The sequence below is a fragment of the Idiomarina seosinensis genome (assembly GCF_003987275.1).
Classification (GTDB): Bacteria; Pseudomonadota; Gammaproteobacteria; order Enterobacterales; family Alteromonadaceae; genus Idiomarina; species Idiomarina seosinensis.
The window spans coordinates 571,784-593,959 of sequence record NZ_PIQF01000002.1; the positions used below are offsets into that span (position 1 = coordinate 571,784).

The window sequence follows — 22,176 nt, forward strand, 5'->3', positions numbered from 1 at the left end:
TAAGCGATGAGTTATAAAAACGCACGATTGGCAGTAGTCGAAGATGACTCAGCTCTGAACGAATTGTTAGTCGAAGAATTAGAAGCCGAAGGTTACCACGTTAATCATTATGGCAGTGTTGAAGATTTTCTTAAGGATGGCTCCAGCGTCGATCTGGTTGTCAGCGATATTCGGCTGCCCGGTATGTCAGGATTAACCTTACTAGAAAACTTACAGCAACAGAAAAATCCCCCTGCACTGCTGCTTATTACCGCTTTCGGTACCGTAGACCAGGCTGTTGACGCACTAAAAAAGGGAGCTGCGGATTTTCTCACTAAACCCCTGGATATCGAACATTTATTATTGAGCGTACAACGGGTTTTAGAGCATCGAACATTAAAACAGGAACTTAAGCGTTATAAAGGTCAGCAATTAGGTCCCGCTGGAATTATTGGGCAAAGCCCTGCAATGCGGAAACTGTACGAGCAAATCGAACAAATCTCGGCGGTTGATGGCAGTGTTCTTATTTTAGGAGAAAGCGGCACAGGTAAGGAGCTTGTCGCTAAGGCGATCCATCAATTAAGTGCCCGAGCGGATAAATCATTTCAGGCTGTTAACTGTGCTGGTATTCCCGCGGAACTTATGGAAAGTGAATTTTTTGGTCATGAGGCCGGCGCGTTCACGGGAGCAAAAGGAAAACGCAGTGGGTTATTAAAACAAGCTGATGGCGGTACCCTTCTGCTCGATGAAATTGCCGAAATGCCAATGGCTCTGCAGGCAAAGTTATTGCGGGTATTGCAAGAGGGCACGATCAGAGCGGTCGGTAGTGATAAAGAAGAAACGGTTGACGTAAGAATTCTTGCAGCAACCCACCAAAACCTAGAACAAAAGGTGAAAGACGGGAGTTTTCGACAAGATTTATTTTACCGGTTAGAGACATTTTCGTTGCGCGTTCCGCCGTTAAGAGAGCGTGGAGAGGATATTGAACGACTGGTATGGCACTTTATTAATGGATTACGTGAGCAAACCGGGAAAACGGTTAATGATATTAGTAGCGACGCGCTTGATGCATTATTTAAGTATCCTTTTCCAGGTAATGTCAGAGAGTTGCAAAACGCGATAGAGCGGTCTGTAGCGTTCAGTAAAGACGGTGTAATTAATAGCGCTGATTTGCCATCCCGGATTGTCGATTATAATTCGGATATCACTGATGGCCCAGATCCGTTATGGCCAACCTTACAGGAACTGCAAGAGCAATATATTGACCGGGTCATGGATTACGTCGAAGGTAATAAATCGAAAGCTGCGGAATTATTGGGCGTGACGCGGAGAACGCTTTACCGCTGGCTGGATGAAAAAGGTGATCAAAGTGAGTCATAACACCGTAATTTAAGGGTATAGATATAGTGTTCTAAGGAGTCGGATAAAGTGAAAATATTAATGGTACTTACGTCGCACGATAAATTAGGCGACACAGGCAATAAAACCGGGTTTTGGATTGAAGAGTTTGCCTCGCCTTATTACGTATTTACAGATGCTGGCGCGGAAGTTACTCTTGCCTCCCCTGCCGGAGGGCAACCTCCAATAGACCCAAACAGTCAAACTGAAGACGCACTGACAGCAGCGACTGAACGCTTTGAACAGGACGACAAAGCAAAAAATAAATTAGCATCAACCTGTAAATTGGAAGAAGTGAATGTCGATGATTTCGATGCCATATTTTATCCGGGCGGGCACGGTCCCTTGTGGGATCTGACTAACAATGAGTATTCAATTTGCTTAATTGAACAGTTTTGGAGTAAAGGCAAGCCAGTAGCTGCTGTTTGCCACGCCCCTGCCGTGCTGCTTAACGCGAAAAGCCCAGCAGGAGATCCAATTGTACAGGGTCGCACGGTCACTGGTTTCAGTAATTCAGAAGAAGAAGCCGTCGGTTTGACCAACGTAGTACCGTTCTTGTTAGAAGATGCACTGAACGACAACGGCGGACATTATCGTAAAGTTGAAGACTGGCAACCCTATGCGGTGCAAGATGGGATGTTAATTACCGGCCAAAACCCGGCATCTTCAGAGCAGACTGCTGAGCGGCTGCTGGATGTGTTAAGAGCGCAGGTATAACTTAAATTTATTGGCCTGCACCCTTAACGGCCTGCTTTAAAAGCGTCGGCTCCACTTGAGGCCGACGCTTACCTGACGACCTACTCCTGGTTCGAATGAGCGGCCACTACCCTGATTAACAACCACCGAACCAACGTACTGCTTGTCCGTGGCATTATCGAGCATCAGCCAACCGTCAATACTGTTCTGACCAAGAAGCCATTGTTTCTGTACGGCGATGTCAACTAATGTGTAGCTTGGTGCACTTTGCTCATTGCTATCTGACGTATAGGTTTCACCGCGGTGACGGGCTGCCAATTTTAATTGCCACTGATTGGCTAAACTCCAGTTAAAGCGAGCAAATAATTGCTTATTAGAAACTCCGGGTAAGGTATTCCCGGATAATTCGCCTGAATCAAACTGAGCATCGATATAGCTGTAGGAAAAATAACTTGTCAGTGTATTGGTAATTGACCCCTGAGCTGAAAGTTCGATGCCTTGACGCAACGTTTTACTGGCGTTGCGGTAAGTAGTTCTGCCGTCATTGGATTGATCCACCAGAATTTCGTTGTCACTGCGAATGTCGAAAACCGAAGCCCCTATTCGCCAGTCACCATTAATCTGGCTCTTTACCCCAAGTTCAAGCTGCTGATTGGTTGATGGCGTTAACTGATTATTTAACCCACTGCCCTCATTACGGTAGGCGAGCTCTGTTAATGTCGGTGTCTCGAAACCCTCTCCGTAACTTAAATAAGAAGATGTTGTCTCCGACAGCTGCCACGTTATCGCGCCAGCAAATGATAATTCATCAAATTCACGCTCACCACTGTCGTCCGGGTTTTGATCCGTAATAAACAGATCGTTGACCTGATAGTCGAGCCAGTTATAACGCACACCAGTCTCTACCGACCAATTTGGGCGAAACTGCCAATCGACACGACTGTAGATGCTGTGGCTGTCTATATTAGAGAACTCATGACGGCGCAGGTCACCGAGTTTCCCCATGTCGTTGACGAAACCTTTGCGATGGTCTTGCTGAAACTCACTCATCCAGCCAGCGGTTAATGCAAGATCTGTGTTTGGCTGCCAGCGGCTGTAAGCATGAAGTCCTTCAAATTGGCGAGACAAATCAATAACCGCGCCGGAGCTGCTAATATCCTCTCCGGAAAACGGTAAAAACTGTTCAATATCACGGTCACCTTGCCAGACAGACACTCGATGCGAAGTATCATCGTTATCGTAAAACCAACTAATAGATCCCTGCCGGTGATGAATCGATTTCCGAGTATTGAAATCAATTGCACGCTGTACAGTTTGAGTCGGGTCGTCGCGCCATGATGCTGGTGTTAGGGCACTCGGATCCTGCAATAAAGGAGCGTAGTTGTTATCGTAACGAATAACTAATCGCTGTCTGTCGGATAAGTCGGTGTACCAGCGAATAGCCTGTTGCTGGCGCTCGGCACTGTTATGAGCGCGAGGGCCATCAGTCGAAAAATCTGAAGCAAAAATGTTTAACTGGTTAGCCTGCCCTGCGTACGTCGCATCGATGGTGTAGCGCTGCAAGTTATCCGCTGACTGCTGAGTTGCGATACCCAGTTCGGATGACTGTGGCACATCGCTTTGCCACTCGACCACACCACCGGCAGCGTTTCCGTATATTACCGCTAACGGCCCCCGTAGCACTTCGACTGACGACATAGTATCGAGTAAAATGCTCGAAGTTTGAGCCTGGCCGTCAGGCATTGATAACGGAATACCATCAATATTTAATTGTAATCCCCGAACACCAAAGGCTGCTCGTGAACCAAAACCCCTGACCACTAACCGAGTGTCCTGTGCATAATTATAACGACTATCGGCTTGTATGCCGGGTACGCCTTGCAAAGCATCTCCAGCGTCAATGTTTAACGAAGGGAGTTGTCGCTCAATATCGATCCGCGTAACGCTAGCCGGCGTTGTTAGCCAAGGTTGTTGGGATTGTGATGCAGTAACAACGATATGTTCGTTAATGACATCAGTATTGGAATTTTGTGCGTAGCAAAGTGGGGTTGCCAATAAAGGCAACCCCCATAAAGTTAATAATTTCATTTTAATTTATTTAGCTGGAGAGAGTTTAATTAAGCGTCCATTGTCTTGATCACTGAGGATATAGAGATAACCGTCAGGACCTTGCTCAACATCGCGGATGCGAAAATCGATATCACCTTTAAACAGATGTTCTTCGTGGATCATGCGGCCATCTTCCAGATCCAGGCGTGAAATTTGTTGTCCTTTTAAGGCGGTTACTAATAAATCGCCTTGCCACTGGGTAAATTTGTCACCGGTGTAAAAGGTAACTCCTGCGGTGGCTATTGATGGCAGCCAATAATAGAAGGGTTGCTCCATGCCTTCTTTATGGGTGCCAATGCCGATCTCACCGCCGCCATAGTCTTCGCCGTAGGTTATGGTTGGCCAGCCGTAGTTTTTACCGGCTTCTGGAATATTAACTTCATCACCACCTTGAGGACCGTGTTCAATAGCCCACAGCTCTCCGGTATCTGGGTGAATATCTGCACCTTGCACATTACGGTGGCCGTATGACCAAATCTCATCTAGCGCTTCGTCATCATTTACGAAAGGGTTATCTTCCGGAATGCTTCCGTCAGGCCAGATCCGAACGATTTTACCGTGATGGTTATCAAGCGTCTGTGCGTCTTCCATGCGTGAGTATCGATCGCCAAGGGTAATAAACAAATGGCCTTCTGGTGAAAACACTAATCGTGAACCAAAGTGCGCGTTGCTCTCATATTTTGGTGCTTGCCGGAAAACCACTTCACCGTCTGTCCACTCTCCGTCATCAATCTTGCCCCGCATGACCGCGGTGCTGTTACCATCGCCACCTTCTTGGTTAGGTTCTGAGTAACTTATATACACCCAGCCGTTTTGCTTGTAGTCTGGATCAATATTAACGTCGAGCAGGCCACCCTGGCTTTTCGCAACGACACTTGGGGTGCCACTAATTTTTGTTCGTTCAGAGCCATCGGCTGAAATATGATTTAAGGTACCTGAGCGCTCAGTGACTAACATGCTGCCGTCAGGCAAAAATGTCATGCCCCAGGGGTGAGACAAATTTTCAGTCAGCGTTGTCATTTCTACGGTGTGGCGTTCAGTAGAGTACTGCTCTGCAACCGCGCTGGTTGTCAGCCCCAATGATACTGCTAATAAAAGTGTTAGCTTGCGGGTTTTCATACAGTTTCCTCTTAGTCTTTTTATTAGGTTGTTGGTCAGTATACGGTAAAAAGCAAAATTTTGATGACTGACGATTTGATCTCTTTATTGTTATAGTTGTTAATTAGTTTAGTAAATGTTGGAAATTCAAAATAAATGAATTCATCTTGGTTTAACAGTCAGTCATTGTTGATTTTTGGCCAGTGGTTAGCAGCTTCTTTTGTGCTGCTAATTGTTGGCCTGCTGATCAGCATCGGTGTGATGTATGTTGTTGATAAAATTCAGGTAAAACATACTATCCGCCGTAACTACCCGGTGGTTGGCCGGTTCCGTTACCTGTTTGAGCGGATGGGCGAATTCATGCGGCAGTATTTTTTCGCCATGGACCGTGAGGAGATGCCGTTTAATCGTGCGCAGAGAAGCTGGGTTTACCGAGCGGCTAAAAACGCCGACAGAAACATCGCTTTCGGCTCCACTCGGGATTTGACCCGAACTGGCACGATTATATTTAGTAGTGCTCCTTATCCGCCGCTTGCAGAACAAAGTGTGCACCCTGAGCCGGTGGAAATAGGTCCATACTGTCGACATTCTTATTACCCACGATCCTACTTTCATATATCCGGGATGAGTTACGGTTCATTATCGCCAGTTGCCATAAAAGCGTTATCGAGGGGGGCAGCCAAGGCTAACTGCTGGGTTAATACTGGTGAGGGCGGATTATCGCCTTACCATTTAGTCGGGCACTGCGACATTGTCTTTCAAATAGGAACCGCCAAGTTTGGAGTTCGAACAGAGGACGGTAAGCTTGATGAAGATAAGTTGGCTGAGCTAGGCCGCCATGACAATGTGAAAATGTTTGAAGTAAAACTGAGTCAGGGCGCAAAACCGGGCAAGGGTGGTATCTTGCCGGGTATCAAAGTAAACGCAGAAATTGCTCAAATCCGGGGCATAGAAGAAGGAAAAGATGCGATTAGCCCGAACCGGCACCCAGAAATTAGTAATAATGAAGAGCTGCTAGATTTTATTGAACGGGTCAGGTCAATAACCGGAAAGCCAACGGGCTTTAAGTTTGTTATGGGCGATCCGAGCTGGATAGACGAGCTCATTGATTGCATATTAACTCGAGGTGAAGAGGCCGCGCCTGACTTTATTACCTTAGATAGTGCTGATGGTGGTACCGGTGCAGCGCCGCAACCGTTGATGGATTACGTTGGCTTAAAATTGTCAGAAAGCCTGCCCATTCTGATTGATAAATTAACAGAAGCCGGACTAAAAGACCGAGTTCGGGTTGTTTGCTCTGGAAAAATGATCTCTCCTGCTGATGTCGCCTGGGCTATTGCAATGGGCGCAGACTTTGTCGTTTCTGCACGCGGTTTTATGTTTTCACTGGGTTGTGTACAAGCAATGCAGTGCAATAAAAATACCTGTCCAACGGGGGTTACTACTGATGATCCAAGGCGGCAAAAAGGGCTCGACCCGGCGGACAAAGCAGAGCGTGTGGCCAACTACCACAAGTTTCTTGAGTATGGTGTCAATATTATTGCTCACTCTTGCGGAGTAACGGATCCACGTGAACTAACGAGACGACATGCACGAGTTATCAAACCCGATGGCGAAAGTATCAGTCTAGCCGACCGTTACCCTCTGCCACCGGCCCGAAGACGTTAACCCAATGTATTAACTGGTAATAATTGTGCGGCCTCTTCAGCTATCTTGCGGAAAGTCTGACGACGACTGGTAGTAGCTCGGTAAACCAGCCCGATATCCCGGGAAGCTTCCTTTCCAGAGGGCTTTAAGGGCACTAAGTCGGTGTTTTGCAAAATACCGTGGTCAATCGCCATTTGTGACATAAAGGTCGCACCGCCCCTGGCATTGGCCATTTGTACCAAACTGTGAAGGCTGGTCGCTGTGAACGGATTTACTTTTACGGTGTCGGTTAACTGGCAAGCTGCAACGGCGTGCCCCGTAAGGCAATGTTCTTTCTCTAATAGAAAGATACTGCCATCAGGGAGTCGATCATAATCGACGGGCTCACCTAATTTATCCGCGATAGAGCGGTGTGCGACTAACTTAAAAGGGTCGCGACCCAAGGTCCATTTTTGATTTCCCTGAATGTCCATCGGCAGCGCTAGTAGCAGTATATCTAAGTCACCGTCGCGGAGCTTACTAAGTAAGTTTTGAGTCGTATCTTCTGCTAGTTGCAATGCAAGTTTTGGATATTTTTGCTGCACTCGCTTGCTAAGTTCGGCAACCACAAATGGCGCTATCGTTGGAATAATACCCAGCCTGACTGGGCCTTCCAAAATATTTCCATGGCCCTGAGCGTAATGCATGAGTTCTTCAGTGGAGGTAATAATTTTTCGGGCTTGCTCGACAATCTCTTCGCCAATCGCGGTAAATAAAAACGACTTATGGTCACGCTCTATCAGTTGACAGCCCAATTGCTCTTCAAGGTTCTGGATGCCACTGCTTAAGGTTGACTGGCTTACGTTACACGCCGCTGCGGCGCGATTAAAGTTCTGCTGTTGGTGTAAAGCCAATAAATAACTTAAGTTTTTTAGACTTGGTAATTTTCCCATGAGCCACCCTGCCCCGATGTTAAATTGAATTTACCGATTATCATAATAGTTTTTATTCGTTTTATCCAATAACCACCTATCTCTATCATACTCCTCGAAACATAGCACCACGATTAAAAATTACTAGGAGAGTATCAATGTTAACAGTTGGCGATAAGTTACCGGAATTCAGCGTAGTGGCAGCAAAGCCAGGTTTCAACATGCCGGAAGAAAACGGTGAGAGTGCGTTTGAAACTATCAACAATGAAAGTTTTGTCGGCAAATGGAAAATTATCTTTTTCTACCCAAAAGACTTCACCTTTGTGTGCCCTACTGAAATCGTCGAGTTCGCTAAGTTGAATGAAGAGTTTGCTGACCGCGATGCGATTGTTATGGGCGGTAGCACTGATAATGAGTTTGTTAAATTAGCTTGGCGCCGCGAGCATCCTGACCTGAATGGACTGGATCAGTACTCGTTTGCCGATAATGGCTCTTTGGTTGATGGACTGGGTGTACGTGATAGAGAAGAAAATGTCGCGTTGCGCGCTACCTTTGTGGTTGACCCACACAACGTCATCCAACATGTGTCGGTTAACAACCTGAATGTAGGTCGTAACCCCACTGAAATCTTACGGATCTTGGATGGCCTGCAAACGGACGAACTATGTCCTTGTAACCGAGCGGTTGGCGGCGACACTCTGTAAATTTCAGTTTTTATTAGGGCGTCCGGCAATGAATGGCGGACGCTTGCTAAACCAAGGCGGGAGTTTTTAATGGCAATTGCAGATTACAAACAGTTGTTGGGCGACCATGGCAAGGACACCAAACTTAATTTGTCGAGCCTGTTCAACAGTATCGACACCTCTGGCCTAACCAGCGACCAATTCTACGGCACCGCGTTATCCCTGGCATACAGTCTTGGAGATGATGAATTGATAACGACGGTCGAAGAAGAAGCACAAGGGAAGGTAGAAGAAAACGTGGTTTCAGCGGCAAAGCTGGCGGCAACGTTAATGGCGATGAATAATGTTTATTATCGTTTTTTACACCTGTCGACGGACAAACAGGTGAGCAAGTTACCTGCCGGTTTGCGGATGAACGCAATGGCAAACCCGGGTGTAGATAAAGCAGACTTTGAACTTTACTCATTGGCTGTTTCTGCGCTTAATGGTTGTGGCTTGTGTATAGACTCGCATGTTAAGACGCTGTTACAGCACGATATTTCGGCGCAAGCGATTCAAACATCAATTAAGTTAGCGGCGGTACTTAATGCAGCACTGACTGCACGCAAACTGTCGTAACCCCTGGAGCTTTCAAGCTCATAATGCTTTTTGGCCCGCCTAGTGCGGGCTTTTTTCTTTTCATTTCAGCCTGATGTCCTACATTTATAGTAAGCCTATAAAAAGAGGGACTTATGCTCACCATTAATCTTGAACGGCTCAAAGAGTCGATACGCGCATTATCAAAAATAGGTTATAACGAGGCTGACCATGGGGTTTACCGGTGGGGTTTTACCGATGCAGACATGGAAGCTCGACATTGGCTGCTGGACCAGGTTAAGTCAGAGGGCTTCAAAGCGCATATGGATGGGGCCGGTAACGTATTTTTTGGTATTGGCGACTACCATAAGAAACCGGCAGTATTAACCGGATCACATCTGGATACTGTGCCTGCTGGTGGTATTTTCGATGGGGCGCTTGGGGTATTAGCCGGACTTGAAGTGTTGCGCACGATAAAGGCTAACGACGTTCCGTTAAACCACCCAGTTTGGGTGGTTGCCACCGCTGAGGAAGAAGGCCGCTTCGGCGGCATGATGGGCTCTCAGGCTATTACTGGCTCGTTGAATATGGACTGGCTCATGTCGGCGCATGATGCGGACGATGTTTACCTAAAAGATGCGATGGCGGTTCATGGTCTCGATGTGATGAATGTGCTTGATGCTGCCTGGCCACCTGAGCGGTTAAAAGCTTTTTACGAACTGCACATAGAGCAAGGACCGGTGCTGTTTAATGAAGATATCTGCATTGGTGCGGTTGAGGGTATATCAGGCGTGTTTAAATGGATTGTTCATTTAAAGGGTAAAGCTGATCATGCTGGCACTGCGCCGATGAATATGCGCAGCGACGCTTTTATGGGGTTAGCAGACTTTGCCCATGAAATTGAACGCATTATTGCCGAAGACGGAACTGATAAAACACGAATTACCGTTGGTAAGGTAGACCTAAAACCAGGCAGTCCGCATACGGTTCCAGGCGAAGCGGTATTTACTATTGTCGGGCGTGATATGAGTTCTGAAGTCATGAAAGAGCTTGCCGACTCCTGTCGCAAGGCGTTATCGGCAATAGCAAGAAAGCACCGCTTGATGTTCGAATATGAACAAGTGAGCTGGCTGGATCCTCAGGCATGTTCTAATCGTTTGACACAGATCATAGAAAATAAAGCGAAAGCTCGTAATCTATCTTGTTTAAGGATGCCTAGTGGGGCTGGCCATGACACCCAGTTTTTCGCAAACTTAACCGAAGCCGGGCTTATTTTTATTCCTTCAGTAAATGGCGTTAGCCACGCTCCGGACGAGTGGTCACGCTGGCATGACGTAGAAGCGGGCACTCACGTGTTACTGGACTGCATTCTAGAGTCAGCAAGTTAACTCGTGCGCACTTTAACTCAATTCGTTATACTGTGGGTCATCTGACCGGTATCAAGTGGTAGCTCAATGGAACAGAAAGTCAAAGTTCAAGAAGCGGATAAGGTCAAAATCCAACGTCCGAAAAATACCCAAAGAAATAACGACTATGCGCCCCGAAATCGCATTTATGTGCGCGATACAAAAGGGGGTTTAGAGTATTTTCGGCGACTGTTCGGTTTTCTCTTGCTGGCGATATTTGCCATTTTGCCCTGGATAACTTACCAGGGAGAACAAGCTATATTGCTTGATATTATGGAGCAACGGTTCCGTATCTTCGGCCTTACCCTGTGGCCACAGGACTTCACTGTTGTGGCTTTATTCGCAATTGTTGCAGCGGTAGCACTGTTTTTTGTCACTACCATTTGGGGTCGGGTTTGGTGTGGTTTCATGTGCCCACAAACAACCTGGACCTTTATTTTCATGTGGTTCGAGAAAAAATTTGAAGGGCCAAGAAACAAACGCATAAAACTTGATCAACGGAAAATGGATTTTGACAAGTTCTGGCGCAAGTCTGGCAAGCAGATAAGCTGGGTACTGGTTGCTTTATTAACGTCCATGACCTTTGTCGGTTACTTTACCGATGTTCGGCAGTTATTTATCGATTTTGCCACCTTCGATGCTGGTTTCTGGGCAACCTTTAGCGTTTTATTTTTTACCTTTTGTACCTACGGTAACGCCGGCTATATGCGGGAAATTATGTGTACCCACATGTGTCCGTATGCGCGTTTCCAGTCAGCCATGTTCGATAAAGATACGTACACTGTAAGTTACGATGCAAACCGCGGCGAGCCAAGAGGACCACGGTCACGTAAAGTTGACCCCAAAGAAAAGGGACTCGGAGACTGCATTGACTGTTACATGTGTGTTCAGGTATGCCCCACCGGCATCGACATTCGTAATGGCCTTCAATATGAATGTATTGACTGCGGGGCCTGCATTGACGCGTGTAACGATGTAATGGATAAAATGAATTATCCACGCGGATTAATACGGTTTACCACAGAGCGAAACCTTGTGGCTAAACAGAAAAAAGACAAAACGAACCCGTGGCGAATGAAAAGCATTGGTTACTTTGTCATGGTCGTAGCGGTAACAGCTGTGTTGGTTTTGGACGTAGCGACCCGGATTCCGCTCGAGGTAGATGTGTTAAGAGACCGTAACGCGCTGTATCGAGAGAATATAGAAGGTGAAATTGAGAATGTTTATACCTTAAAGTTAGTCAATAAGTCGCAGCAAGATCACACCTATCAGATAACAATAAAGGGGCTTGATCAGTATCGACTTATTGGTGAAACAACTAAGTCGGTAGAAGCCGGCGACGTTGGTAGCTTACCTGTTACATTGGCCGTTCCTCCGGGAACGCTGCAACAACAAGTAACTGATTTTGATTTTGTGGTACAGTCCGTTGATGATCCAAGCGTCCAATTGACGCACGAAACCCGTTTCTTATACGAGTAAAAGGTATGTATGTCACAGCGCGACTTCGCATTTCAGGGCCTCGATCCAGACACTCTGGTTAAGGCTCTAGAGTCGGTGGGAGTATTTCCGACGACGGGATTACTCGCGCTGAATAGTTATGAAAATCGTGTTTATCAGTTCAGCGATGATCAACACCGCTATGTGGTTAAATTTTATCGCCCGGGTCGCTGGACTACCGATCAAGTTCTTGAAGAGCACCAGTTTACTCAAGAGCTATTGGATGACGAAGTGCCAGCAGTGGCCCCGTTATCGATTAATGGAAAAACCTTACATCAATTCGACGGTTATTCGTTTTGCTTGTTCCCAAGCGTTGGTGGGCGGGCTTTTGAGCCAGATAATTTCGACCAATTAGAACGTTTGGGCCGTCAAATTGGCCGACTGCACGGTGTTGCTCAGAGTGACTCGTTCAAATATCGCGAAGAAATAAGTTATCAGTTGTATGTCGAAGAGGCTTATCAGCACCTTAAGACAAGTGAACTTATCCCAGAGTCGATAAAGCGAGCTTTTTTCGCAATTCTTGAACCATTAGTGACACGACTGAAAGACGCTCCGTTAACTGAATTCCGTTTTCAACGGTTGCACGGTGATTGTCATATCGGCAATATTCTTCAATGGGATGACCAATTAACCTTTGTCGACTTTGATGATTGTAGGATGGGTCCGGCAATTCAGGACTTATGGATGATGTTAAGTGGGCCTCGTGAGGAACAAACGGTACAGTTGGATGCTCTAATCGAAGGATATGAGGAATTTTGCGCCTTCGATAAGGCTCAGTTAGTGTTAATTGAACCTTTGCGAGGCTATCGAATTATTCAATATATGGCGTGGTTATCAAAACGCTGGCAAGATACGGCTTTCCAAAGAGCATTTCCCTGGTTTGCCGAAGAGCGTTATTGGGAACAACAGGTTTTGGCGTTAAAAGAACAATTAGCGGCGTTGGATGAAACGCCATTAAAACTAGGTTTTTAAAAAAATTGAAAGAAGGTGTCATTATGAGTAAGTGGTTGTTAGGGTTAGTTAGTAGCTTTTTACTGGTGTTTAGCGTGCATGCACAAAACTTTGAAGAAGGTGTGCATTATGAGGTGATTGCCGATGACGCGACCAGTAAGCCAGAAATTGTTGAGTTCTTCTCGTTTTACTGTGTCCATTGTTACCGCTTTGAGCCAATTGCTGAGTCGATAAAACAAGCGCATCCGGACCAATTCAAAAAATCTCATGTGTCTTTTATAAGCCCGCGTGGTGATGTTGGCGAAACGATGACAAAAGCTTTTGTGGCAGCCCAAAAATTAGATATAGAAGATAAAATCAGCTCCGCTATATTTGATTACAACTTTGTTAAAGAAAACATGCTAACGAGTAAGCAAGATATCCGTAATGTATTTGTGGTAAACGGTGTTGCTGGAGAAGAGTTTGATAAAGCAATGGCTAGCTTTTCAGTTAGAGCTGCGGCGAGTAAAATGGATCGTCGAGCGAGTGACTTGGGGATTAATGCAACGCCAACCTTTATTGTTAATGGAAAATATAAAATGTTGCCGCAAGGGTTTCGCGACAGCGACGACTTTGCCGCAGACTTTACGGCACTGGCAAGTTACTTAGTCAAAAAATAAAAATATTTTGATAACGATAACCCCCAGAATTTGGGGGTTTTTTTACGACCAAAATATGATCATAATCATATTTTTATGTGAACATTAACGTTGCAAGACTAAAAAGCCTTTGCTAGTGTATTTAGCACATGGATAGAAAGCTGTACAAGGACGTACTATTCATCCGCCCCGCGCTAGTCTCTCGTCTCACTTGAGTTGACTGGCAACTCCTTATTAAAGTACTGGTAATACTTCAGCTCGAAGTCCGGCAATACGGTATAAAGGTGCTCAATGATCGTTGACTGAATAGCCTCGTATTTTGTCCACTCGGTATTACTTGAAAATGCGTACACTTCTAATGGCAGGCCGGCAGGCGTTGGCTGCAGTAAACGGGCCATAAAAGTCATGTCTTGGCGAACATTAGGGTGGTTAGCCAGATAATGGTGAGCATAAATACGGAAAACTGATAAATTACTGACCGGAGCCGTGAGTTCATTTTCCTTTAACCAGGTTTTTAGATCCTGATCGAAAAAACGTTCAATGATCGGTTTTAATGCTTCTTCGTCAAGCTGTTTAGCGCTGTCTAAATCGAGCATTATCGACCGCATCATTCTACGGCCACCTGAATTAATCATTCCTTGCCAGTTTTTGAAGGAGCGGTGAATGAGTATTGATGTGGGTAAATAAACGTATGTCTTGTCCCAGTTTTCGACTTTTACGGTAATTAACCCAACTTCTTTAACAACACCATCGACATTTGAATCGGGAACCTGGATCCAGTCGTCAATTGCGACCATCCGGTTACTTGCTAATTGCACACCTGCGACAAAACCCAGCAATGTATCTTTAAAGACAACCATTAAAATAGCCGTCATGGCGCCAAAGCCGCTGAGCAGGTACATGGGTGATTTGTCCATAAATATGGCGACGGTAATGATGATAGCCATTAATACCAGCACCAGCTTAACAACCTGAATCACCCCGGTGATAGGCACTTCTTTTGCTTTATTTGAATAATCGTAAGCAATAGAAATAACGTTGGTCAGAGCCGTTAAAATACTGGTTATCACCCAGGTAAGATAAAGAGCAACGGCGGTCTTTAGTGGTGATTGCCAGCTCTCAAAACTATTGGTGAATATGACGGGAATAAAGGCATTGATAACTAACACCGGAGCTAAGTTTGCACAGCGTTTAAAAAAGCCACTGTTAACTAATGCGCTATACCAGCGTTCAGGCGCCTTTTTAATCAAACGGTGAATGGCTTTATCGATAATAAAGCGAGCTATTGTGTATGCGATATAGCTGGTGGCAATGATGATGGCGGCATTAATAGCAACTGCTAAATACTCAATAATGCTTTCTTCCAGTCCCGTCTTGTTGAGCCACTGCGTGACAAACTCTAAATCCATGGTTGTATTACCTTAGTTGATGGGCTTGGTTTATTTCGTCCTGTAATTGTTCAATGATAGCGTCTTTTTCGTGCCAACGTTGGTTAAGCCACTTCTGAAAGTGTGCTTTAAAGGCGTCGTCGGTTGAGTAATCCCCGATCAGATCATCGGAAATCGGTAATGTACGGATATTTACATAGACGTTACGTAGCTGGCCACTTAGCAAATGCCACAATACCGGACGGTTATTTTTGCCCGGATAAGCAATAGTAATATCCAGTATCGCTTCAAACTGGTCTCCCATTATTTGTAAAGAAAAAGCGGTGCCACCAGCCTTAGGAGGAAGTAGGTAGCGATAGGGACTTTGCTTTTTCTTATGTTTTTCGGGAGTAAAGCGCGTGCCCTCGCAAAAATTAACAACGGTAGTCGGTATATGGCGAAATTTTGCACAAGAGCGGGTCGTTGTCTCAATATCCCGGCCTTTTAAATGAGGTTTTTTTTCTAAGGCTTCCTTTGAGTAGCGACGCATAAAAGGCATGTCCAGGGTCCAACAACCCCAGCCGACAATTGGGACCCAAAGTAGCTGCCGTTTTAGGAAGAAACGTGGCATCGGCATATTGCGGCGCGCTAAGTGCATTAGTACAAACACGTCTACCCAACTGCGATGGTTGGCCATTATCATATACCAACCCTTCTTATGCAGCTCTAAGTCCCCTTCGATATGCCAGTGCATCGGCTGAGTCAATTGAAATAGAAAAGACATACAGTATGCCCAGAGTCGAAATACTGCGTTACCCAGGTTGGAAAAAAAGTGTTGAGCAAATCGAAACGGCAACAAAATTTTGAAGATACCTACGATAACGACACTAATTCCGATGATAGCGGTAGTAGTAATCGCCCAAGTGAGGTTTATAAACACCCGAAAAGGGATCAGCAATTTGGTCAACATCAATTTTTCCTATGCCGGTAGTGTGCACTCTTACTCTATTAATAAATCATAACGGAACAAACTTTGGTTGTCTGTTGCGAAACTCGATAATTTAAATATACTGTACATATATACAGTTATTTTCGGGGTTACTATGCAGCCAAAACTACAGCAGTTAGTCACTAAGGGACTCGTTTGGCAGGGAAAGCCCTCTTCTTTACAAGAGCACGATTATTTACCCAGTGGGTCTCAGCCATTGGATGAAAAGTTAGGTGGAGGCTGGCAGCTAGGAGGCTTGCACGAGTGTCAGCAACAACGGCCGTTTACCGAGCAGCGGTTGATCGTTCCGCTATTAAATCAGGCATTACAACGCCAACTTCCTGTTTTTTGGGTGGCCCCTCCGGCGTTGCTATCGGCAGCAGGTCTAACATGGCAGTTGTGCCAGTCATCGTATCATGTCGTCATAGAGGCTTCTGGTCTGGAAGCCGCTTGGGCGTTTGAACAAATATTGCTAAGTGGATCGGGCCTGGCATTGCTTTGGTTGCCGCAGCAGGATACCGATGCAGCTATGGTCAGACGTTGGTATAAAGCCGCCCAGTCTGGGTTGCAGGCGGGCTTTGTTTTTACTGGAGTCCAGTCTCAAACTGAGGCTAGAGCCTATACCAATCGGGTGTTAATACAACAGCAGCATAACCGTTTGGATATTATCAAACGCCGCTACGGTTGGCCGCTTCATAACGTTGCACTATGAGTCTCTGGTTATATTGCCATTTCCCAGACTTACTATTGGATACCATGCGCCGCATGAATCCTGTTATTGATAACTATCCGCTGGCGCTTTATCAGCAACAAACTCGGCGAGAAAGAGTTCTTCAATGCAATGAAAAGGCTCGTCAGCTGGGAGTAGAAAAAAATCAGACTCAGGTTTTAGCACAAAGTATCGCTTTGGACCTGATCTGCCGCCCCTACTCTGAGGAAAAGGAAAGTCGCGCGCTTAAGCACTTGGCCGATAAGCTTTATCAGTCGGTGGACAAGCTTGTACTTTTTCCACCGCAAGGTATTGCTATTGCATTAGATAGTTTACTGCGGCTTTATCAAGGGGTTGAGCCTTTGCTCGAGCATTTAAAAGAAGCTTTTTATGCGCTGGAACTTAATGTTTCACTCAGTCTTGGGCATAGCCCTGAATCGGCAAAATGTTTGGCTGTGGCTGGCGCGGAACAGTTCTCCGATAACCGCCGTTGTATACAACAAGCGCTTGGCGAGCTTAGCGTTTTCCAATTCGGCTGGGAGTCAAGTACGACAGAAAAACTGAACAAGTCAGGGATAAAGCAGCTGAAACAATTAATGCCGATCCCAGCAGCGCAGGTAGGTAAGCGCTTTGGCAACAAAATAGTCAATCAATTAAAGGACTTAAAAGGAGAGCACGTAGCTCCGTATACATTTTATCAACCAGCCGAATACTTTTTCATGTCATTGGATCTGGTGACTGAAATTGAGCATTGGCAAGGATTGCTATTCCCCTTAAAGCGGTTGTTAAAGGAACTGGAACAGTTCCTTTATCAGCGCCAAAAGGTTATTCGCGAGTTAGATATAACCTTGCATCATAGGCAACAGCAGCAGACCAAAGAGCGACTACGGTTTGCTGCTGATAACTGGCGCGCATCACAGTTTTTACAGCTAATTCAATTACAGGTCACACGGTCACCCCTAAAACAACCGGTAATTGCGTTAAGTATTCACGCGGATAAATTATCCACGCTTGATCGTGAAAGCGGTCAATTACTGGCAGAAGCATCTCAGCATCAAGGCGATCTGCAAGAGCTGCTTAGCCGCCTTCAGGCGCGCTTAGGTGAGGCATCTTTATATAGCCCAGGGTTATCAACGGATCCAAGGCCGATGCACAACGAAATGAAAAAAACGGCAGGAAATTTAACTTTATGCCCAGCCCTAAAATTAAAGCGTCCGTTATGGCTACTGCCCAATGCTGAACCGGTAGATATCCAGCAATGGCACTTACTAGAGGGTCCTGAGCGCATCGAAACCGGTTGGTGGGATGAATCCCCTTACGAACGGGATTACTGGCTGGCAACGGATCAATATCAACGTAGTGGTTGGTTATATTTTGAAAAAGGCCATTGGTTTTTACAGGGCTGGTTCAGTTAATGCGTTATGCCGAGTTACACTGCTTAAGCAACTTTAGCTTTTTACGTTCGGCCGCGTTCCCCGCTGAACTAGTAGAAACTGCTGACGAACTGGGGTATCAAGCACTGGCAATAACCGATGAGTGTTCAGTCGCTGGGATAGTCAGGGCTTATCAGGCGGCTAAGCACAGTGCTTTAAAGTTAATTGTCGGTAGTGAATTCCGTCATCCAGAGCTAGGTACTTTTGTCGTGTTATGCCCTACCCGCCAAGCTTACGGTCAATTGTGCCGAAAAATCACTCAGTTCCGGGGCCGTGCAGAAAAAGGAAACTACTGCATTAATGCCGAGGACTTTTTGCAAGGTTTTAAAGATTGTTTGCTGCTCTGGCATCCGGTGATCGCAGGCACAGGAGTATCTTACGCTAAAGCACTTAACTACGGACATCAGCTCAAGCGCTATTGGACTGACCGATACTGGCTATTATACGAAAGGTATTATAGCAGTAATGATAAGCGCGAATTTCGTTTCACTCGTAGATTACAACAACAATTAGCAGTTTCTGTAGTTGCCGCAGGTGGTTGCCTTATGAGTGATAAAGATCGGCAACCGCTACTTGATATTATACGCGCAATCGCTCAAGGGCGAGCGCTTCATCAGGCTCCGGAGTATGCAACACACAACGGTGAGCAACGGCTGCGAAGCCTGTCTGAGCTCAATCAGTGTTACCCTTCAGAGTGGCTGCAAGAAACGACAAAAATTGCTGATAGGTGTACTTTTTGCCTCGATGAGCTTCGTTATGAATACCCTGCTGAGCTAGTACCAAAGGGACTGACGGCAACGGCTTATTTGCGACAACTCACCGAAGCTGGGGCGGCTAAGCGTTATCCCCAGGGCGTTCCAGAAAAAGTTCGTCACCAATATGAAAAAGAATTGGATCTGATAAGAGAGCAGTCCTATGAGTATTTCTTTTTAACCATTCACGATCTGGTTTGTTTTGCACAGGAACAAGGAATCCTTTATCAGGGCCGCGGCTCTGCTGCTAACTCCGTTGTTTGCTATTGTCTGGAAATAACCGCGGTTAATCCCGCGCAAATCGAGGTTTTGTTTGAGCGCTTTATCTCTAAGGAACGAGACGAACCGCCGGATATCGATGTGGACTTTGAACATGAGCGACGTGAAGAGGTAATTCAGTATATTTATAAAAAGTATGGTCGCGAGCGGGCTGCATTGACCGCTACTGTTATCCGGTATCGGTTTCGCAGTGCGTTTCGGGACGTCGGCAAGGCGCTAGGTTTTACTGAGCAGCAGTTGCAACACTACCGGCAAAATCTGGACCGGCGTGATACAGGTACCGGCTGGAAGCAACAATTAAAAGAGCAGTACCCATCGCTGGCTAACAGTCGGCGAGGCCAATTATTAATAGACTATACTGAACAGCTTATGGGCTTTCCACGTCATCTTTCGCAGCATGTGGGGGGCTTCGTTATTTCTGCTGGGCCACTGTCCGACTTGGTGCCGATAGAAAACGCGAGTATGCATGAACGCACGGTCATTCAATGGGATAAAGATGACTTAGAAAGCTTAAAGCTGCTGAAAGTCGATATATTAGCGCTCGGTATGCTGACCGCTCTTCGAAAAATCATGCAATTACTCAACCAGCAAAACATTAACCTGTGTTTAGCTGATATCCCGCAAGAAGACAAAACCGTGTATCAGGCATTGCAAAAATCCGATTCTGTTGGCGTATTTCAGATTGAGTCGCGTGCGCAGATGAATATGCTACCTCGGTTAAAACCAGCAACATTTTACGACCTGGTTATTCAAATTGCGATTGTAAGGCCGGGCCCAATTCAGGGTGATATGGTTCATCCTTATTTAAGGCGAAGAGCTGGATTAGAGCCCGTTGATTACCCAAGTAACGAGGTAAAGTCGGTGCTTGAGCGTACATTAGGGGTGCCTATATTTCAGGAGCAGGCAATTAAGCTGGCGATGGTAGCTGCCGGCTTCAGTGGGGGAGAAGCTGATCAGCTTAGAAGAGCAATGGCCTCCTGGAGTAGCACAGGAAAATTAAAGCAGTTTGAACGTAAGCTTATCGACGGGATGTTACAGCGAGGCTATAGTGAAAACTTCGCTGAAAGGTTATTTCAGCAAATTTGCGGTTTCGGTCAGTACGGGTTTCCTGAATCGCACTCGGCCAGTTTTGCTAATTTAGCCTATGCCTCAGCGTGGTTCAAAATCCACTACCCAGCTGCATTCTATGTAGGCTTATTGAACAGTTTACCAATGGGATTCTACTCACCCTCGCAGCTGATTCAGGATGCAAAGCGTCATGGCATTCGTTTTTTGCCCGTTGACGTTAATGCCAGTGATTGGGATTACTGTTGGCTGGCTGAACAAGGCAATTTAATTCGCATTGGACTGCGTCAAATCGCCGGTTTAACAAAAGGCCGTATGATAAACGCTTTGAAACAACGGGAAAATGGGTTTGAAACAATAGAAGCATTGCGGCAACAAGGTCTTTATGAGTCTGATATCGAAGCTCTGGCCAAGGCGGATGCGTTAAAAAGTATCTCTGGACATCGCTATCAGGCCAGTTGGGATGCTTTGGTGATGAGTGATCAGCAGATGCCTTTATTTGGCTCAATTCAGGAAAGGTATGAGCAAATACAGTTAAAACCTGATGAGCAAGAGAACATCCGGTTTGATTATGCGAGTACCGGTTTAACTCTAAGGCGTCATCCATTGGCATTGCTCCGTCAACAGCGGGAAATTAGCAAATGTGTTGTTGCTGATGAATTAAGTTCTTGTCGTTCTGGTAGCCTTGTTCAGGTTGCAGGTTTGGTGACATGCAGGCAAAGGCCGGGAACTAAAAGTGGAGTCACTTTTTTAACGCTGGAAGATGAGACAGGTAATATCAACGTTGTCGTTTGGGCGGCTACTGCAAGAGAGTACCGAAAAGCTTTTTTAAGCAGTCGACTACTATGGGTTAAAGGTGTCATCGAGAGTAATGAGGACGGAGTTATTCATGTGGTTGCCGGCCGTCTCGACGATAAGACAGAGCTATTATCGATAGACCGGCTTCAGAGCCGTCGTTTTCATTAAGTGGCTAAGTCGGTTTTGTTAAGAAACCGGATGTACGTCCATTAAGTAATCATCCTTTAAATCCACATAATTTTGTGCAGACTGACTAAGGAAATTTTTCTCACTTTCGTTTAAAGGGCGTTTTTGCTCAATAGGGCTGCCCACATATAGGTAACCGCTTTTTAACCGTTTACCTGGAGGCACTAGGCTATTTGCGCCAATAATGACGTCGTCCTCAACCACAACATCATCCATAATCACTGCTGACATGCCAACCAGAATGCGATTGCCTAACTGACACCCATGTAGCATACAGTGGTGGCCTACGGTTACTTCGTTACCAATAGTTAACGGATGCCCTGCTGGATTATTCGGCGAGCGACGGGTCACATGAAGCACCGTACCATCCTGAATATTAGTACGCTGACCAATCGCTATTTTATTTACGTCACCTCTGGCAACGACCATTGGCCAGACACTACTTTCATCTCCAATACTCACTTCCCCGACAATTACTGCACTGTTATCAAGGTACACACGTTCGCCGATGACAGGCTGTTTCTCGTGAAAGCTGCGAATATCCGCCATAAGTCACTCCCCTTCCCGCTTAAAAGCTATCTGAAATGTTCGCTATCCTAGTTACTGTTATAACAGACCCTTAGGCTTAATGCCTAATAGATCGCCAAGTTGGCGATAATCACAGCGATCTGCTGTATCTTTAATCGAACGGTAATAAAAACAATTAAAATCGCTAAAAAGCGCTTGACGGTCAGACATAAACGTCTAAAATGCGCTCCACGTTCAAGGCAGGCAACGAAGCCGCCGAAAACAACGGTTTTCTAAAAAATCTTTTTTCAAAAAAGTATTGACGGAAAACATCAGGTGTGTAGAATACGCACCTCTCGCAGCAAGGCTGCTGAGAAACGCTCTTTAACAATATATCAAGCCAAGCAAACTGTGTGGGCACTTGCAGAAGTAAGCAAACAGAAATATTTGTATTGCAACTTTTGAATGAGTGTTCAGCAAGGTTTCGAAAGAAGCCAAGCAAA

Annotated in this window: 19 protein-coding genes; 12 read left to right on the forward strand and 7 right to left on the reverse strand. The window is 45.8% G+C overall.

Features of this window, described 5'->3' with window-relative positions; genetic code table 11:
* Window positions 1-6: 6 nt before the first annotated feature.
* A complete protein-coding gene (locus CWI81_RS09075) occupies window positions 7-1,359 on the forward strand; it encodes a sigma-54-dependent transcriptional regulator (RefSeq protein WP_126784975.1) in 1,353 nt (450 codons plus the stop codon).
* 48 nt (window positions 1,360-1,407) lie between these two features.
* Entirely contained in the window at window positions 1,408-2,094 is a 687-nt protein-coding gene (locus tag CWI81_RS09080) for a type 1 glutamine amidotransferase domain-containing protein (protein ID WP_126784976.1), read from the forward strand.
* 36 nt (window positions 2,095-2,130) lie between these two features.
* Here the strand turns inward: CWI81_RS09080 and CWI81_RS09085 are convergent, their stop codons facing one another.
* Both CWI81_RS09085 and CWI81_RS09090 read right to left on the reverse strand, forming a co-directional pair.
* Entirely contained in the window at window positions 2,131-4,161 is a 2,031-nt protein-coding gene (locus CWI81_RS09085) for a TonB-dependent receptor family protein (protein WP_126784977.1), read from the reverse strand.
* Between the two features lie 6 nt (window positions 4,162-4,167).
* Complete coding sequence (locus CWI81_RS09090; RefSeq protein ID WP_126784978.1) at window positions 4,168-5,301, reverse strand: PQQ-dependent sugar dehydrogenase; 1,134 nt, start codon at window positions 5,299-5,301, stop codon at window positions 4,168-4,170.
* A 135-nt stretch (window positions 5,302-5,436) separates the two neighbouring features.
* Between CWI81_RS09090 and CWI81_RS09095 the strand changes: the two genes are divergently transcribed.
* Entirely contained in the window at window positions 5,437-6,948 is a 1,512-nt protein-coding gene (locus CWI81_RS09095) for an FMN-binding glutamate synthase family protein (RefSeq protein WP_126784979.1), read from the forward strand.
* Here the strand turns inward: CWI81_RS09095 and CWI81_RS09100 are convergent.
* A complete protein-coding gene (locus CWI81_RS09100) occupies window positions 6,945-7,859 on the reverse strand; it encodes a hydrogen peroxide-inducible genes activator (protein WP_126784980.1) in 915 nt (304 codons plus the stop codon). The two genes, CWI81_RS09095 and CWI81_RS09100, sit on opposite strands and share 4 nt — an antisense overlap.
* A gap of 137 nt (window positions 7,860-7,996) precedes the next feature.
* On the opposite strand from CWI81_RS09100, the gene CWI81_RS09105 reads away from it, so the two are divergent.
* The 6 genes from CWI81_RS09105 to CWI81_RS09130 all read left to right on the forward strand — a co-directional run bounded on the left by CWI81_RS09105 (window position 7,997) and on the right by CWI81_RS09130 (window position 13,610).
* Window positions 7,997-8,542, forward strand: coding sequence for a peroxiredoxin (locus CWI81_RS09105; RefSeq protein ID WP_126784981.1), 546 nt, complete (start codon window positions 7,997-7,999; stop codon window positions 8,540-8,542).
* A gap of 69 nt (window positions 8,543-8,611) precedes the next feature.
* A complete protein-coding gene (locus tag CWI81_RS09110; RefSeq protein WP_126784982.1) occupies window positions 8,612-9,139 on the forward strand; it encodes a carboxymuconolactone decarboxylase family protein in 528 nt (175 codons plus the stop codon).
* Window positions 9,140-9,252: 113 nt separating this feature from the next.
* Window positions 9,253-10,485, forward strand: coding sequence for a Zn-dependent hydrolase (locus CWI81_RS09115; RefSeq protein ID WP_126784983.1), 1,233 nt, complete (start codon window positions 9,253-9,255; stop codon window positions 10,483-10,485).
* Between the two features lie 66 nt (window positions 10,486-10,551).
* Window positions 10,552-11,982 (forward strand): cytochrome c oxidase accessory protein CcoG, encoded by a 1,431-nt coding sequence (gene ccoG, locus CWI81_RS09120; protein WP_126784984.1) that lies wholly within the window; start codon window positions 10,552-10,554, stop codon window positions 11,980-11,982.
* A gap of 9 nt (window positions 11,983-11,991) precedes the next feature.
* Window positions 11,992-12,972 (forward strand): serine/threonine protein kinase, encoded by a 981-nt coding sequence (locus CWI81_RS09125; RefSeq protein ID WP_126784985.1) that lies wholly within the window; start codon window positions 11,992-11,994, stop codon window positions 12,970-12,972.
* A gap of 23 nt (window positions 12,973-12,995) precedes the next feature.
* Window positions 12,996-13,610: a thiol:disulfide interchange protein DsbA/DsbL gene (locus CWI81_RS09130; RefSeq protein WP_126784986.1), complete on the forward strand. Its 615-nt coding sequence runs from the start codon at window positions 12,996-12,998 to the stop codon at window positions 13,608-13,610.
* A gap of 173 nt (window positions 13,611-13,783) precedes the next feature.
* Here CWI81_RS09130 and CWI81_RS09135 read toward each other — a convergent pair whose 3' ends face one another.
* Window positions 13,784-14,998, reverse strand: a complete 1,215-nt coding sequence (locus CWI81_RS09135; RefSeq protein ID WP_126784987.1) for a mechanosensitive ion channel family protein — start codon at window positions 14,996-14,998, stop codon at window positions 13,784-13,786.
* A gap of 7 nt (window positions 14,999-15,005) precedes the next feature.
* Entirely contained in the window at window positions 15,006-15,926 is a 921-nt protein-coding gene (locus CWI81_RS09140) for an acyltransferase (RefSeq protein ID WP_126784988.1), read from the reverse strand.
* A 133-nt stretch (window positions 15,927-16,059) separates the two neighbouring features.
* On the opposite strand from CWI81_RS09140, the gene CWI81_RS09145 reads away from it, so the two are divergent.
* The 3 genes from CWI81_RS09145 to CWI81_RS09155 are packed head-to-tail and all read left to right on the forward strand — an operon-like array spanning window position 16,060 to window position 21,148.
* Window positions 16,060-16,656 (forward strand): SulA-like SOS-response cell division inhibitor, encoded by a 597-nt coding sequence (locus CWI81_RS09145; protein WP_126784989.1) that lies wholly within the window; start codon window positions 16,060-16,062, stop codon window positions 16,654-16,656.
* Window positions 16,653-18,068: a Y-family DNA polymerase gene (locus CWI81_RS09150; RefSeq protein WP_126784990.1), complete on the forward strand. Its 1,416-nt coding sequence runs from the start codon at window positions 16,653-16,655 to the stop codon at window positions 18,066-18,068. The genes CWI81_RS09145 and CWI81_RS09150 overlap by 4 nt, the downstream gene beginning before the upstream one ends.
* Window positions 18,068-21,148, forward strand: coding sequence for an error-prone DNA polymerase (locus CWI81_RS09155; RefSeq protein WP_126784991.1), 3,081 nt, complete (start codon window positions 18,068-18,070; stop codon window positions 21,146-21,148). Before CWI81_RS09150 ends, CWI81_RS09155 begins: the two co-directional genes overlap by 1 nt.
* Window positions 21,149-21,166: 18 nt before the next feature.
* On the opposite strand, the gene CWI81_RS09160 is transcribed toward CWI81_RS09155, so the two are convergent.
* Together CWI81_RS09160 and CWI81_RS12795 are read right to left on the reverse strand one after the other, a co-directional pair.
* On the reverse strand, window positions 21,167-21,715 hold the full coding sequence (locus tag CWI81_RS09160) for a gamma carbonic anhydrase family protein (RefSeq protein ID WP_126784992.1): 549 nt from the start codon (window positions 21,713-21,715) through the stop codon (window positions 21,167-21,169).
* A gap of 181 nt (window positions 21,716-21,896) precedes the next feature.
* Window positions 21,897-22,176: hypothetical protein (locus CWI81_RS12795; RefSeq protein WP_206750246.1), on the reverse strand; the 280-nt coding region annotated here is incomplete at its 5' end.

Excerpts from the sequence above, each read along its gene's own strand:
- CWI81_RS09075 (WP_126784975.1), top strand. The coding sequence starts at position 7 with ATGAGTTATAAAAACGCACGATTGGCAGTAGTCGAAGATGACTCAGCT.
- CWI81_RS09085 (WP_126784977.1), bottom strand. The coding sequence starts at position 4,161 with ATGAAATTATTAACTTTATGGGGGTTGCCTTTATTGGCAACCCCACTT.
- CWI81_RS09090 (WP_126784978.1), bottom strand. The coding sequence starts at position 5,301 with ATGAAAACCCGCAAGCTAACACTTTTATTAGCAGTATCATTGGGGCTG.
- CWI81_RS09095 (WP_126784979.1), top strand. The coding sequence starts at position 5,437 with ATGAATTCATCTTGGTTTAACAGTCAGTCATTGTTGATTTTTGGCCAG.
- CWI81_RS09100 (WP_126784980.1), bottom strand. The coding sequence starts at position 7,859 with ATGGGAAAATTACCAAGTCTAAAAAACTTAAGTTATTTATTGGCTTTA.
- CWI81_RS09105 (WP_126784981.1), top strand. The coding sequence starts at position 7,997 with ATGTTAACAGTTGGCGATAAGTTACCGGAATTCAGCGTAGTGGCAGCA.
- CWI81_RS09110 (WP_126784982.1), top strand. The coding sequence starts at position 8,612 with ATGGCAATTGCAGATTACAAACAGTTGTTGGGCGACCATGGCAAGGAC.
- CWI81_RS09115 (WP_126784983.1), top strand. The coding sequence starts at position 9,253 with ATGCTCACCATTAATCTTGAACGGCTCAAAGAGTCGATACGCGCATTA.
- ccoG (WP_126784984.1), top strand. The coding sequence starts at position 10,552 with ATGGAACAGAAAGTCAAAGTTCAAGAAGCGGATAAGGTCAAAATCCAA.
- CWI81_RS09125 (WP_126784985.1), top strand. The coding sequence starts at position 11,992 with ATGTCACAGCGCGACTTCGCATTTCAGGGCCTCGATCCAGACACTCTG.
- CWI81_RS09130 (WP_126784986.1), top strand. The coding sequence starts at position 12,996 with ATGAGTAAGTGGTTGTTAGGGTTAGTTAGTAGCTTTTTACTGGTGTTT.
- CWI81_RS09135 (WP_126784987.1), bottom strand. The coding sequence starts at position 14,998 with ATGGATTTAGAGTTTGTCACGCAGTGGCTCAACAAGACGGGACTGGAA.
- CWI81_RS09140 (WP_126784988.1), bottom strand. The coding sequence starts at position 15,926 with ATGTTGACCAAATTGCTGATCCCTTTTCGGGTGTTTATAAACCTCACT.
- CWI81_RS09145 (WP_126784989.1), top strand. The coding sequence starts at position 16,060 with ATGCAGCCAAAACTACAGCAGTTAGTCACTAAGGGACTCGTTTGGCAG.
- CWI81_RS09150 (WP_126784990.1), top strand. The coding sequence starts at position 16,653 with ATGAGTCTCTGGTTATATTGCCATTTCCCAGACTTACTATTGGATACC.
- CWI81_RS09155 (WP_126784991.1), top strand. The coding sequence starts at position 18,068 with ATGCGTTATGCCGAGTTACACTGCTTAAGCAACTTTAGCTTTTTACGT.
- CWI81_RS09160 (WP_126784992.1), bottom strand. The coding sequence starts at position 21,715 with ATGGCGGATATTCGCAGCTTTCACGAGAAACAGCCTGTCATCGGCGAA.